The following is a 12730-nucleotide window of genomic DNA, read 5'->3' as shown; positions in this document are numbered from 1 at the left end:
CACCTGGGCGGCAGCATCAGCGGCGACCAGGTGGGGCTGCGCTCGGCCAGCGACATCCGTATCGAAGGCGCCAGCGTCAGTGCAGTGGATGCGCTGAGCGTGCAGGCGGTCGGCGACATCACCGTTGCCTCCACTGTGGAAACACTCAGCGGCGGCGGCTATCACCAGTACAGCACCACCCAGCTCGAGCGCGTGGCCGGCCTGTATGTCACCGGTGCCAACGGCAACGGCGTGTTGTCGGTGGTGGCTGGCCGCGACGTTAACCTGCAGGCCGCGCAGATTCGCAACGCCGGCACCGACGGCGTCACCCAACTGGTAGCAGGCAACAACCTCAACCTCACCACGCAGACGCTCTCCAACACCACCGACACCACCGCCAACGGCCGTAACTTCCAGCGCAGCAGCGAGATCACCCACCTCGGCACCACCGTGCAGGGCGCGGGCAGCGTGGTGCTGGCGGCAGGCAACGATCTCACTCTCACCGCCGCGCAAGTCGGCGCCGGCAAAACCCTGGCTCTGCAGGCCGGGCGCGACATCAACAGCGTCGCGGCCGTGGACAGCAGCTCGCGCGATCGCAGCACGGTCACCAAGAGCAACTCGCTGGCCACCTCGACCTACGACGAAACCGTGCGCGGCACCCAGCTCGGTGCCGGCGGCGATATCGTCATGCAGGCCGGCCGCGACCTCACCCTGGCCTCCACCGCAGCGGCCAGCCAGACCGGCGGCATCGCGCTTGCGGCCGGCAACGACATCAAGCTACTCGCCACGCAGGAGCAGCATGATGCGGTGGTGGATAAGGAGGCAGCGGCCAGCCAGACCGGCGGCATCGCGCTTGCGGCCGGCAACGACATCAAGCTACTCGCCACGCAGGAGCAGCATGATGCGGTGGTGGATAAGGAAACGCGCAAGAAGAGCACCTTCTCCAACGAAAAGACCACCACCCACGACGAATGGCACGACAGTCTTGCGGTGGGCTCATCGCTCAGCGGCAAGTCCGTCAACATGGTGGCCGGCAACGACCTTGCCGTGGTGGGTTCGACAGTGCTTGCGCAGGACAACGTGCGTCTGGCTGCAGGCAACAATGTCACCATCGAGTCGGCGCAGGACACCAGCAGCGAAGCGCACAGTGTTCGCCAGAAGAAGTCCGGTTTGACCGGCAGCTCTGGTGGTGGCGTGGCAAGCGTCGGCTATTCGAAGTCCAGCAGCGACAGCCAGCAGTCCACACGCTCGGTCACCCAAGTTGCCTCTTCGGTCGGTTCAACGGACGGCAATCTCGTCATCAGCGCGGGCAACCAACTGACCATTGCCGCCTCGGACATCGGTGCCGGCAAGGACCTGACGCTGGCAGCCAAGGACATCGCCCTGCTGGCACGCCAGGACACGGTCGAGTCGCAATCCAGCCAGTCGAGTAAATCCAGCGGATTCTCGGTGGGCGTGACCTACGACCCGGGTGCCTCGTACCGCAGCGCACGCGATTCGACCACCAAGAACATGGTCGATACCGGCTCGACCATGAGCAAGRTCAGTCGTGATGCCGAAGGCGCAGCGGCCGGCACCATGGCCGCCATCACCCCGGTGGTGATCCAGGCCAGCAGCCACCGCTCCAATGCATCGCAAAACGAGAGCACCAGCGACGCGCGCGTCAGCGTTTTCGCCAGTGCCGCTGCGGCCATCAACCGANCAGTCGAGTAAATCCAGCGGATTCTCGGTGGGCGTGACCTACGACCCGGGTGCCTCGTACCGCAGCGCACGCGATTCGACCACCAAGAACATGGTCGATACCGGCTCGACCATGAGCAAGGTCAGTCGTGATGCCGAAGGCGCAGCGGCCGGCACCATGGCCGCCATCACCCCGGTGGTGATCCAGGCCAGCAGCCACCGCTCCAATGCATCGCAAAACGAGAGCACCAGCGACGCGCGCGTCAGCCAGTTGGCGGCCGGCGGCAACCTGACCCTGCTCGCCAGCGATGGCTCGATCACCAGCCAGGGCACGCAAATGTCTGCGGAGGGCAATGCGCTGCTGCTCGCCAGCAAGGACATCGTGTTCGATGTCGCGCACAACACCCAGTCCAGTGGYAACGCYAGTAAYGGCAAGGGCTGGGGCTTCAACAATGCCGCCGGCTTGCCGTACGGCAACTACAACCAGCAAGGCACCGGCAATGGCCAGACCGACACCATCACCGGTACGCAATTGTCGGTGGGCGGCAATGCCAGCCTGACCACTACCCAAGGCGACATCACCCTGACGGCAAGCAACATTGCCGCGCAGGGCAATGTGAGCCTGCGCGCGGCGGGCGATCTGACCATCCAAAGTGGCCAGGACATCCTGGGAAATACCAATCAGTCCACCAGCAAGGGCATCGGCACGGTGGTCATYTCCGACACCGAGCGYTTTGCCGGCTACAACAAGAAGAACCACTTCGACGACAACGCCCAGGTCTCGCAGGTGGCCAGCACTGTCGGCAGCCTGGGCGGYAATGTGAGCCTGACCGCAGGCGGCACGTAYACSCAGTCGGCCAGCAACGTGGTCGCRGCCAAGGACGTGGACATCACCGCGGCCTCGATCCAGTTGCTGACCGCCAACCAGAGCAGCTCCGCCTCGCAGAAGGACGACGACCTGAAGATCGGCGCGTTCGCGCGCATCAARTCSCCRCTGATCGATCTGATCAACAACGTGGACGATGCGCGCAAGTCCGAAGGACGGTTGGGTGCGATGCTGGGTATGGCGGCAGCGGCGAATGCGTACGAGACAGCGAAAGCGGTTCAGAGTGGTTCATTGCTCAGCGTGGAAGCCGGCGTGGGCTTCGCCACAAACGAGAGCAGCTTCAACAGCAGCAGCCAGAGCTCGCGGGCTCCACCATCACCGGTGGTGGCAATGTGCGCCTGAAGACCACCGAGGGCGACCTGCATATCGTGCAGGGCAACCTCAAGGCCGGCGATACCCTGAGCCTGAACTCGGCACGCGACCTGGTGCTGGAGGCAGGCAACTCCAGCAACACCGAACAGAGCAAGCCCTTATTTAGCCGAGTGATCTCGAGAAGTGAACCTGGCCCCGTTTGTCGATTTCTTGGAAGATGTTGTCACCAGCCTTCTCAAGGCAGGCATATCTCGGTTTGACCGGCACAACTAAGCAGCAAATTTTTCAGAAATGGCGCTGTCTTCAACATACAGACCCTACGAAGACACCTATGTTCCTTAAGATATTTTTCCTGTAGCCCGAATCGGCCATCAGACGTGGGTACTTTTCGAAATCAACCAGATCGCGCGCCCGGGATGAGAAGTGCGCCTCTTCAAAAGAAATTTTGCACGACGCATTATCGAAAAATTCTCGCAACTTCGCTCTTACCTTCGCAGCAATGCTTCTATCACATAATATAGCAATCTGAACAATGTCTAGTTGATCAGTCAACTCTTTGTATAGGTCTATAGCGAAAACGGCATGGCTTTCTTCTTTTTGATAGAAGTAGACATCCCCAGTTCCGACCTTAGTGCGATCGAAATATTCTATGTAGAGGCCAGCGAAATCGACTTTAATCCCGAGCTCTTGTATTGCTTTTTTAAGTTGGCTGTTGACGGAAAAATCTCGTTCGCCGCTTCCAACCCAAGTGACAAGATCTACCATCGAAACAACAAGATAGAAATCACACGCCGACAGCCTAGTTTCCATCCAAATTCCCCGATTAAGCCGTGTGTTATTGCGATCTTTGGCAATTGATTGCTACAAGCCGTACGAACACGACATCAGGCAATCCTCGGATGGGCACTCGCGATAGTCAATCATCGGGCGTCACTTGCTTCCATATCTTGCTCATCCTCATCGAACACGCTGACGACTAGCTCGCCGTTGCGCATGCGGATGTGGAGTTTGCTGCCGATGGTGAAGCCGAGTTGTTCCAGCCAGCGGCCACGTAGGCGCAGGGTGGGGATGCGTTGGTGGCTGGCGGGGTAATAGCCGTAGCCGACGGTGCAGTGTTGCGGGGCACGCGGGTGGCCTGGGCGACGCGGCTTGCTGGGATCGGGGGGGGGATCGGGGATCGGGGTGCGTTCGAGGTAGGGCCGCGGGGTGATCGAGGGGTCGAGCGAGTGCCACCCGATCTCGGTGGGTGGCGGTACCGTGGCGCGCTTGCGCGCTGGCTTGGGACGGGACGTGGATCGACGCATGGCAAAGCCCTCCTTGACGAACAGGCCCCGCCGCCGAGTGGCGACGGGATGTCGGGAGGTTAGAAACCGCTAAGAGTCGGCGGGCGTATTTCCCCGAAGGGTGTTCTATTAGCCGCCCTCCCGACGCAGGCATCGCGTCGGTTGTGCCCGCAAGACGCTGCAGGCACAAAAAAACCACCGGTTTGACGGAGGTGGGTACCGCTCTTAGAGGAGTTTCTACGCTCCTTGTGGTAGAGATTGCTGCGGGTTTGTTGGGATGTCAACCATTAGGATTCAAGCTATGGGTTGGTATCCACTGACAGCCCCGCAGACATTGAAGAAGCATAAGAACTCCCTAGCCGCTTATTTCTCGGTGGCTGTACGTTTAGGCTCTCGCGACGGTGAAGATCTCACTTGCTTGCGAAGCTCCAGAACTTTCAACTCACTTATCGCTACCACTATTGTCGAGCGGTGTTCGGGAATGTAAAAGAAGACATTACCTCCGGCCACGCCGAGGTAACGCGGCCTTTTTCCAATTGGCTCGACACCAGCAGGCACACTTCCGACTTGGCTCGGCGTGAAAGAATACTCCTCTCCAGACAAGACTCCGAGCGCCCGTAGCTTGCCGTGCCCGTATGCAAAAAAAGGGAGTACAGACAAAACAAAAATAAATATCGATCGTATATTCTTATGCGAGACGAGGTCTGAAAGCACCTCAAATCGAAGTCCCAGCAGATAAAGTGGAAGTCCCACAAGCACTGGAAGTATCCGCCACTTTTCATCTGGCCCAAATAAAAATAATAATAGCGTCATTGAGAGATAGGCCACAATCAGCAAGGGAGCAAAATTTCGAAGAAATCGTCCCGTCGCGGTGTTTACTCCTCCCCCTGGGGGAAGCAAATCTCCGTAAGCCAAAAACTCTCCCATCACGGCGCCTAACACAAAAAAGACAAACAGGGATGCAATTGGGTATGCGGCAGTCTTGATGACGTCGGTCAAGCCAGCATATTCGAGAATGTTAACATTGAATGTGGGCCAGTAACCCCATAGGTATAGAACCCCTACTGCCACGAAGTACAAGCTAGAGATATAAGCATACTTCGAGCCCGCTCCAATAGACTTCGTTTGCTCAGACATTCTTAGCTACGACTCCATATTTTATATGCGTCACAGATGGCATGACTTTTACAGAAAATGGGTAAGCCTGACTTCTAAAGTGAACCTGACCCCGTTTTTCCTCTAAAGTGAACCTGACCCCTGATTTGTGACCTTGCTACTAAAGACCATCAGCGCATCCCTGCCTGCCACGTGCCTCTCCGACTAGTTGTCAGAGTTCAACCGCATTACCAACGTACATTTTTCCATGCCAATTGCTGAGATAGATTTTCCAACTGGATGAGAGAGGATGTGGCTGCATTACAATATGATTGATGCCAAATACTTGATCACAGCCCGTTCCAGTGGTGTCTATTATATCTAACGTTCTAGCTCCATTGCCCTTGACCCACCGCTCAACGCTAATTTTCAAGCGATATGCATAGCCTTTTGGTTCTAGATCTGGTGCTTTCTGCATCTCAATAACCTTCCCTACAACTATTAGGTCCGCCCGACGGGCTTGGTCCGCTTCGGTGTCTCTGATCGGTGGAGTTGACCCAGGAATTGAGCAAGTGAAAGCACAACCAGAACTGCAGATGAGAGATATCGCAACCACTGACGATACTATTAATTTCATTGAATTTAATACCTCGTTAACTTCACAACAAAGCGACCTGGATTTGAAGTTATGGTAAGAAAAAGATCTTAGGTTAATTCTTGATCTGATTGAATTAATTACTTTTCTCCGAGGCTCTTCGTGGCCGCCAATGATGAAGAAGCGGGCTCAGGTTGGCTAAGTGAACCTGACTCCGTTCTTCTGGAGCCGCGAAGCGACTTCGGCTTGAACGAATTGTTAGCCCCCTCGTAGTGGAAGCATCCAGTAAAAAATAGCCATGGAAGATAGGATCAGAAAAATGCCGGCTAGACGGCCACCAGCAACTTTTGCATCGATCTTCCCAAGGAAAGATGCATGGGTCAGAGCTACAAGTCCAATATTGAGTGCCGCAAATACAAACAGGTAGAAGAGCGCGCAAAGAAGCCCTGGTACATGGCTCCAATAGCCGAACAATAGGCAGGCGATGATCACGGCTGAAACAACCGCGAACATGGGACCGATCAGGTCAACGACAAAAGCTGCTGGACGCTCCACTAAGATGCGCACTGCTGAAACTTTCTTGGAAGTCGATCTGCTATCTACCGATCCTAGTATCAAGAGAGTGAAGCCAGTAACAGCAGTGCAAGCTATGAATAGCAGAATGACGGCTGATGTCCCAAGAGGTTCCATGATCGCAGCAGCGATGTCCTTCTTGGCGATTTCAGGTCCGTACTCAATGAGCACACAAAAGAACATGCTGACAAGAAAGAAAGCCGGGAAAGTCTCAAGTGTCCGTTCTATGTGCTGGCGAGGATTTATCATAGGGGCTAACGCCTGGCTTAAGCCGTGCCGCGAAGCGGCGTCGGCTTGAATGAACTGTTAGCTCTCTGCTTGCGCGGATTTGCCTAGCATATAGTTGACGAACGCCGCACAGGCAGTGAGCATAAACTTGGCATCGACAAAATCAAGGCCTGATTCTTCTAACAGCGCATGCCTGATTCCGTCAGAGTCCGATGTGTACCCGTAAAGCGATGACAGACTTTTGTTTAATGCGGGATGCATCGGCGCCTTGGCCGATATCTCCTTAAGCGCTGCACCGAGCGTCGCGCTCTGGTCGCCAGTAACTGCCTGCGCTACCGCCTCAACGGCGCTAATGGACTCTTTTATGGAGTTTCGGTAATCAGGGCTCTTGCGATCACTGAGTAGCTCAAGAGCTCGCTTAAGGTGTGTATTAGCACCAGCAAGGCCACTAGTGATTCCGATAGCCTCCTCAATGGCCTCAAGTTCGCTTGATGAGCTGATTGGAACGATTTGCGTGTCAACCAGGCGATAGCCTGACATTTCACGCTCGAGAACTTCATTACACGCACGAATGAAGCGCGGGCGGCTCTTTCCGAGAATCGACGACGTGAACTCGATGAAGTCATAGACTTCGTACCATTCGAACTCAAAGAATACGGTTCGAACAGCATCTACCGTTCTGTGGATGTACTCGGGAATATCATTCGTGGGGATCTTAAAGTAGTCGCGCCAGTACAGCCTGATCAGCTCATAAAGGTTGGAGTGCGTTGTGTACGAATAGCTGGAGCGGGACTCATGGCTGCTCCATACAACTTCTTGAACGACGTTCCAAAGCGACGTACGTAATCCTTCATCCATCGATTCCAGTTGCAGCGCATCTCGCGGCGCCACGAACCCCTGCCTTTCTGAAAAACGCACAGACATCTCCTTAGAGAGCTAACGCTTGAGTTAAGCCGAGTTGCGAAGCAACTCCGGCTTGAATGAGTTGTTAGCGCGCTGCTTGATCGCCCAATGCGGGTAGCTTAAATACGTTTTTTGACCAAGCTGCCTGCGGGTTGTTTACGTACTCCCAAAACTCTGGTGGTAGCCAGCCTGAAGTATTCCACGCTGTTGCTTCGACCAGCATGAAAAGCGTATCGCCGAAGTGGCTGTGAAAAACAGCCCCAAGTTCTATCGCGGTTAGCCGTGAAACAACAATAGCTGAGAAAGGAAAGGGCGACACCCATGTGTCCACTGCGTTTGAACTGTTGAGCACTGCATGGACATGGTTAGCATTAAGAAGCGCGGAAAAGCTAAGGAGGAAAGCCTTCACACGTCACCTCCTCGAATGGTTTTGCTCTCTATTACGACGCTATCGACTGACGGCATCGGATTAATGGGATTAGTAGTTGGATCAGAAAGATTTAGATCTTCTAGTGGCACTGGCTGAGGCAAGCCTTTACCAGCAACAACCTGAATCTTTGTCATCTCGTACCGATACTCTTCCGATTGCAATCGGTCTGGATCATTCTTGGCGAAAATTGAGTACTGTCGGAAGTACTCGAAGATAATGCCGACTGCTGTAAACGCCAGAAGTATCGCAAGCCAGACAACGCTTCTTAGTAGGTAAACGCCGGCTAAGAGTAGGGGGACTAGGAATAGCGTTGGCACCAGAGGGCCCATTGCAGTTCCACGGCGTATGAGAAGATCGGATGCGTGCTGGAGTCCGCGCGACCATACACTATTGGGGCCATCACTCATTGATTCAATTCCCTATTGAGCGCTAACTACTATCGGACCGCCTAAGCGCGGCGTAACACGACGCTCGCCGGCTCCCTGATCGTAGTCAATCGCTACGAGCGTTGGAAGCTCACCGCTTTCCGGCTATGTCCCTCTGACGCCAGGTGTTATGCCGCATCCCCAATGCGGCCAAAGCCAGTGCCACGATGCCCCATGCCTTGCTCAACATTGTTTCTTCCCCCTGAAGAAATGTGTGGCTTTGCGGCTGCATTACGTACTGCGTGCATCGATCCTCGCCGAGTTTTTAGGTTGCGTCAATGCGCTTGCGCGAGTGGTCGTTGGCTTTGTCGGCTTTGCCCTCATCCGCCCTTCGGGCACCTTCTCCCGCGTGCGGGAGAAGGGATTGGTGAGTTGGTTATGGGCTGTTTTTTGTCGTTGGTGCTGTGGTTGGGGTTGGTAGAGGCAGCGTATTGTTGAGGTCGGTAATCTCTGCGACGTTGCCATCGGTGATGACGCGTAGTTGTGCGGCTTTTAGGTTTGTGGCGTTGGTTAGCGGCAGGCGCACCTGAGTGGTGATTGGCTGCAGATTGCGTGGTGCGGCGAGTGCCGGGAAAGCCGCTCTTGCCAGCTCCTTGCCACGCGCATCCTCCAACACCACAAACCCGGCTGGTGCGTCGGCGTGGCCGAGGCTGTGCACGGTCACTTCGATGGCGTCTGCAGTCACGCGTACATCGCCATGCCCGATGCCCAGGTCCGGGCGCAGTTCGACCGGGGTGGTGGCTGCGATGCGTTCGAGCTGCAGGATGGTGGTGCGGGCTGCGGGGAAGTCGATGTCGATGGAAGCGCTTTTTTCGAACGCCACTTCACGCGTGGCACCTGCACCGTCGAGCTTGCCGTCGCCATCACGGTCCACGCCTTGGGTAATGCGCCATTGGCCCGGGGCGACGTTCCAGCCGGTCATGCTGGCGCGCTGAGGTTTACTGGAGGTGTTGTAGGCGATGACGGTGAAGCGGTCTTGCTGCGGTGCGGGGATGGCGATGGCGACTTGGGTGGCGGCTTCTGGATCGGCGAAGCGCCAGCTGACGGTGTGGCCGGGATAGGTTTGGTTGCGTTTGAGGGCGACGCCGCCCAGGCGGGCGCGTTGCAGGTTGACGGTGGGGGATTCCACGCGGTCGCTCCACCAGTGGCCTTCGGTGTTCATGTAGAAGTTCTGCAGTTTCTCTCTGGCCTCGCTGCGGTAAGTGCTGGCGAGATAATCGAGGTTGCCGGTTTGCTCCCAGGCGACGTGATGCGGGAAGTCCGGGGCGCTGCCGTCTTCTTTGTTTGCGGCATCCAGCAGCTTGCTGCTCCAGTCGCTGCGCTTACCCATGACGTCGAGGAAGTTTTCGTTGAGCAGCGACAGGCCATTGGGGCCGCTGTTGGCGACGCGGTAGTTGATCGGTTTGAGATAACGCTCGTCGCCGGTGAAGCGGTAAGCGGCCCAGAAGGTGTGCAAGGTGTCGGCGCCGCCGCTGCCTTCGAACAGTTCACCGCCGCGGGTTTTGCCGGTCTGCCAGTTGATCTCGTTGGGCAGGGCCCAGTTGCCCTTGGCGTTGGTATAGGCGTGGGCGAGATAGCCGTCCGCCAGCCCGGTGACGATGCGGCGGCTGTTGGGGTCGGCATTAAAGCCGCCCAGGATGATGGCCGGGTGCACGACAGGAAACGAGTACGGTTTTTGCCATTGCCAGTTGGGCTCGCGGTAGACCTTACGGCCGCCGAACCAGTTACTGGCGAACAACAGGTGGCCTTGCGGGTTGACCTGGATGATGGTGTCGAAGGCTTTCACCGTTTCCATCAGGCGCTCGACGGTGCGCGGGTCGCCCCAGTTGAGATACAGCAGGGCGCTGTTGAGGTTGATGCCCTCCTCGTAGGAATGCAGCTCGTCGGTTTCGATGGTGGACAGGCCGTTGGTGAACATGCCGTTGCGATAGTTGGCATCGGACAAGGCGAGCATGGAGGCGTTGAGGATGTCCGGGTCCACGCCCATCAGGGCGACGCCGGGCCATTGCTGCACCAGGTCGGAATCGTCGGAGATGCCGCCGCCGAAATCGCCGTACGCCACCTGGCGCTGCTCGATCCACCAGCGGATGTAGCGACGCGTGGCGCTGAGGTCTTGCAGCTGCCAGAACGCCCAGGCGGGCACGCCCTTGGGCACTGGAGGCATCTCGACAGGCAGCGTGCCCTGGTTGGCGTAGCTGATGTCATTCCAGTACTGGCGGCCTAGGGCGTTGTTCGGGTCCACGCGCAGCAGGTCGGTGATGTCGGCGTCCAGTCGCTTGTAGAGCAGTTGGCGCTTGGAAGTGGTGTGTTCTTCGACCAAAAAGCCCCAGTTGTCCTTGACCTGATTGAAGCGGTCGGCGACGTGCTCTGTGATGGCCTCGGCGCGTGGTTTGAACACCAGCTGCAACTGGGTGCCGTCGAGTGCGTTGGCATCGAAGCCGGGCGCGGCGGCGGCGATGCTGAGCATCAGGCTGTCGTTGCTCAGGATGCGGTCGCGCAGGTCCAGCCACAGGGTGCGCGGCTGGCCGGGGGTGACCGCGACCGAGACATCGATCATGTCGCGTGCGGGCCAGATGGGATCTTTGATGCGGATGTTGAGCGGGATGCTGCCGTTGTGGGTGGCCGGCAGGTTCAACACCGGCAGGGTGATGGCAATGCCGTCCAGGCCGTCGTGCATGTTTTCCCAGCCGTACGACCAGCTGCGCATCAGTGCCTGGTCCGGCGGCGGGTCGCCCAGGCTGGACGGCACCAGGATGTGCACGATGGGCTGCTGCGCGCCTGCTGCGGCCTTGTCGCTGGGGCGCTTGCGTGCCGGTGCCTTGGTGGGCAGCGCGACCACAGTCTGGCGCTCGCTCGGCGGGTAGCGGCCGGCGATGTACTCGCGCAGCGGGGCGAGGTTGTCGTAGTCGGGCTGGATATCGCTGCGCACGGTGTAGCTGAGTTGCGCGCTGCCTTTGGGCACCTCACCCGGTTGCACGTTGTAGGCCCAGAGTTCCTGGATAGGGGTTTCCTGCGCGGTATTGGCAAAGCGCAGCGTGCCGCCACGGTGTGGCGCGAACTGGTCCACGCTGCGCACCACGCCTTGCTTGCGCTCGAACAGCGGCTGCGCTGGTGCATTGGGCGTGACATAGGTGGCCTGGCCGTAGGCGGCGCCGCGCAGCTCGATGCGGTTGACCGGCTCGTCCGGCAGAGTGAGGTCCAGTGCCTTGCCGCCTTCGACGTAGGTGTTCCAGTCGGGCAGCTGGAAGTAATCGTTACGGCCGGGCAGACGCGAGCGGTTGTAGACGCCTGGCCAGGTGGTTTCGGCGATGCCGTCGGTGGCCTTCCACATCCATTGCTTGAGGTCGCGCGCGTCGGTGAATTCCACCTTGCGGATGCTGGTGACCGGTGCGTCCAGCACGGGCGGCGCGTGGCCGTTGTCCCAACCGAAGCGATGCAGGAAGGCGGCGCTTTGCGCGGCCTGGGTGGGCGGCTCGGCGGTGGTGGGCTCTTGCAGGCGCGCCAGTGCGGCGGCGCCGTTGGCATCGAGCATGCGGTCGTAGATGCGGATCTCGTCAAAATCGCTGCCGCGCAAAAAGTTGTAGCGGCTTTGTACCTGATGCGGCGACATGACGCGGCCGGCGAGGCCGAACTGGTCGAGTGCGGCGTCGTAATCGAGCGCACCGCCGTTGGTGCAGGGTGCACCGCAGTCCACGCGTGCGGCCTCTTTGCCGTCCACATACAGGCGCACGCCGCGGGTTTCGTCCCAGGCAAAGGCGATGTGGGTCCACGCGCTGGCGCTGGGGTTTTTATCCAGCTTGAAGGAGACGCGGGTGCGCGCGAGGTTGGCATCGGTGACGAAGGCATCGAAGCCGTGGCCATTCCAGTCGATACGCAGCCAGGCCATGTCCCAGCTGGTGTGGTCGGCGTAGCCGACGCGGAAGATCACGAACGGCGCTTCGCCGACCGGGTAACGCGAACGCCAGAAGAAGCCGAGCGTGCCGCGCTGGGTGTAGAGGTTGCCGGGCGCATTCCACGACAGCACGCCGTCGTCGGCCCATTCGATGGCATTGCCGCGTTTGCCGGTGGGCACCAGCGTGATCTTGTCGCGGAAGTTGGGGACGCGATCGCCGCGGGCCACATCGGCCTCCAGGCTGCGATCGGCCGAGACCCGGAACAGCAACTCCGGGGCCGTGGGGGTGGCCGCACTCACCGGCAGCGCGATCAAACACAACAAACCCATCCAAACCTTCAGCACACGCACCTCGTCTCTTTCAAAACCACTGCCGCACCGCATGCGCGACAGACACTGCAACGTGCCACCACAACGCAGCACGCGGCGCACGCTTGGCGGCGAGCACG

General features: G+C 58.4%; 10 protein-coding genes and 1 pseudogene. 3 read left to right on the top strand and 8 right to left on the bottom strand.

Annotated elements, in window-relative coordinates:
• Positions 1 to 30: 30 nt before the first annotated feature.
• The 3 genes and pseudogenes from ASF90_RS24335 to ASF90_RS24325 all read left to right on the top strand — a co-directional run.
• Positions 31 to 1680, top strand: a pseudogene (locus ASF90_RS24335) (hemagglutinin repeat-containing protein); the annotation flags it as partial.
• A gap of 1 nt (position 1681) precedes the next feature.
• On the top strand, positions 1682 to 2887 hold a 1206-nt coding region (locus ASF90_RS24330), incomplete at its 5' end, for a hemagglutinin repeat-containing protein (protein WP_236699299.1).
• Positions 2776 to 3117, top strand: a complete 342-nt coding sequence (locus tag ASF90_RS24325) for a hemagglutinin repeat-containing protein (RefSeq protein WP_193552575.1) — start codon at positions 2776 to 2778, stop codon at positions 3115 to 3117. The genes ASF90_RS24330 and ASF90_RS24325, both read left to right, overlap by 112 nt.
• 43 nt (positions 3118 to 3160) lie before the next feature.
• Here the strand turns inward: ASF90_RS24325 and ASF90_RS17080 are convergent, their stop codons facing one another.
• The 8 genes from ASF90_RS17080 to ASF90_RS17060 all read right to left on the bottom strand — a co-directional run bounded on the left by ASF90_RS17080 (position 3161) and on the right by ASF90_RS17060 (position 12611).
• Positions 3161 to 3667, bottom strand: coding sequence for a hypothetical protein (locus tag ASF90_RS17080; protein ID WP_055852934.1), 507 nt, complete (start codon positions 3665 to 3667; stop codon positions 3161 to 3163).
• A gap of 110 nt (positions 3668 to 3777) precedes the next feature.
• On the bottom strand, positions 3778 to 4161 hold the full coding sequence (locus ASF90_RS17075; protein ID WP_055852932.1) for a SymE family type I addiction module toxin: 384 nt from the start codon (positions 4159 to 4161) through the stop codon (positions 3778 to 3780).
• A gap of 342 nt (positions 4162 to 4503) precedes the next feature.
• Positions 4504 to 5139, bottom strand: coding sequence for a hypothetical protein (locus ASF90_RS23610; protein ID WP_153066507.1), 636 nt, complete (start codon positions 5137 to 5139; stop codon positions 4504 to 4506).
• Positions 5140 to 5467: 328 nt separating this feature from the next.
• Complete coding sequence (locus ASF90_RS23605) at positions 5468 to 5713, bottom strand: hypothetical protein (RefSeq protein ID WP_153066203.1); 246 nt, start codon at positions 5711 to 5713, stop codon at positions 5468 to 5470.
• Between the two features lie 375 nt (positions 5714 to 6088).
• Positions 6089 to 6652: a hypothetical protein gene (locus tag ASF90_RS17070; RefSeq protein WP_055852930.1), complete on the bottom strand. Its 564-nt coding sequence runs from the start codon at positions 6650 to 6652 to the stop codon at positions 6089 to 6091.
• 57 nt (positions 6653 to 6709) lie between these two features.
• The gene (locus ASF90_RS17065; RefSeq protein WP_153066096.1) at positions 6710 to 7549 is read right to left on the bottom strand and encodes a hypothetical protein; all 840 of its coding nucleotides are present in this window, start codon (positions 7547 to 7549) and stop codon (positions 6710 to 6712) included.
• A 70-nt stretch (positions 7550 to 7619) separates the two neighbouring features.
• Positions 7620 to 7943 carry a hypothetical protein gene (locus ASF90_RS23600; RefSeq protein ID WP_153066095.1) on the bottom strand — a complete coding sequence of 108 codons (324 nt, stop codon included), beginning with the start codon at positions 7941 to 7943 and terminating at the stop codon, positions 7620 to 7622.
• Between the two features lie 822 nt (positions 7944 to 8765).
• A complete protein-coding gene (locus tag ASF90_RS17060; protein WP_236699298.1) occupies positions 8766 to 12611 on the bottom strand; it encodes a LamG domain-containing protein in 3846 nt (1281 codons plus the stop codon).
• Between the last annotated feature and the right edge of the window lie 119 nt (positions 12612 to 12730).

Origin of the sequence: Xanthomonas sp. Leaf148, from assembly GCF_001423585.1 — a bacterium.
Lineage (GTDB): Bacteria > Pseudomonadota > Gammaproteobacteria > Xanthomonadales > Xanthomonadaceae > Xanthomonas.
This window is presented reverse-complemented; position numbering and strand designations above follow the sequence as displayed.

What these genes read in the sequence shown, in the direction of transcription:
- ASF90_RS17070 (WP_055852930.1), bottom strand. Translation starts at nt 6,652, where the DNA reads ATGATAAATCCTCGCCAGCACATAGAACGGACACTTGAGACTTTCCCG.
- ASF90_RS23605 (WP_153066203.1), bottom strand. Translation starts at nt 5,713, where the DNA reads ATGCAGAAAGCACCAGATCTAGAACCAAAAGGCTATGCATATCGCTTG.
- ASF90_RS17075 (WP_055852932.1), bottom strand. Translation starts at nt 4,161, where the DNA reads ATGCGTCGATCCACGTCCCGTCCCAAGCCAGCGCGCAAGCGCGCCACG.
- ASF90_RS17060 (WP_236699298.1), bottom strand. Translation starts at nt 12,611, where the DNA reads ATGGGTTTGTTGTGTTTGATCGCGCTGCCGGTGAGTGCGGCCACCCCC.
- ASF90_RS17080 (WP_055852934.1), bottom strand. Translation starts at nt 3,667, where the DNA reads ATGGAAACTAGGCTGTCGGCGTGTGATTTCTATCTTGTTGTTTCGATG.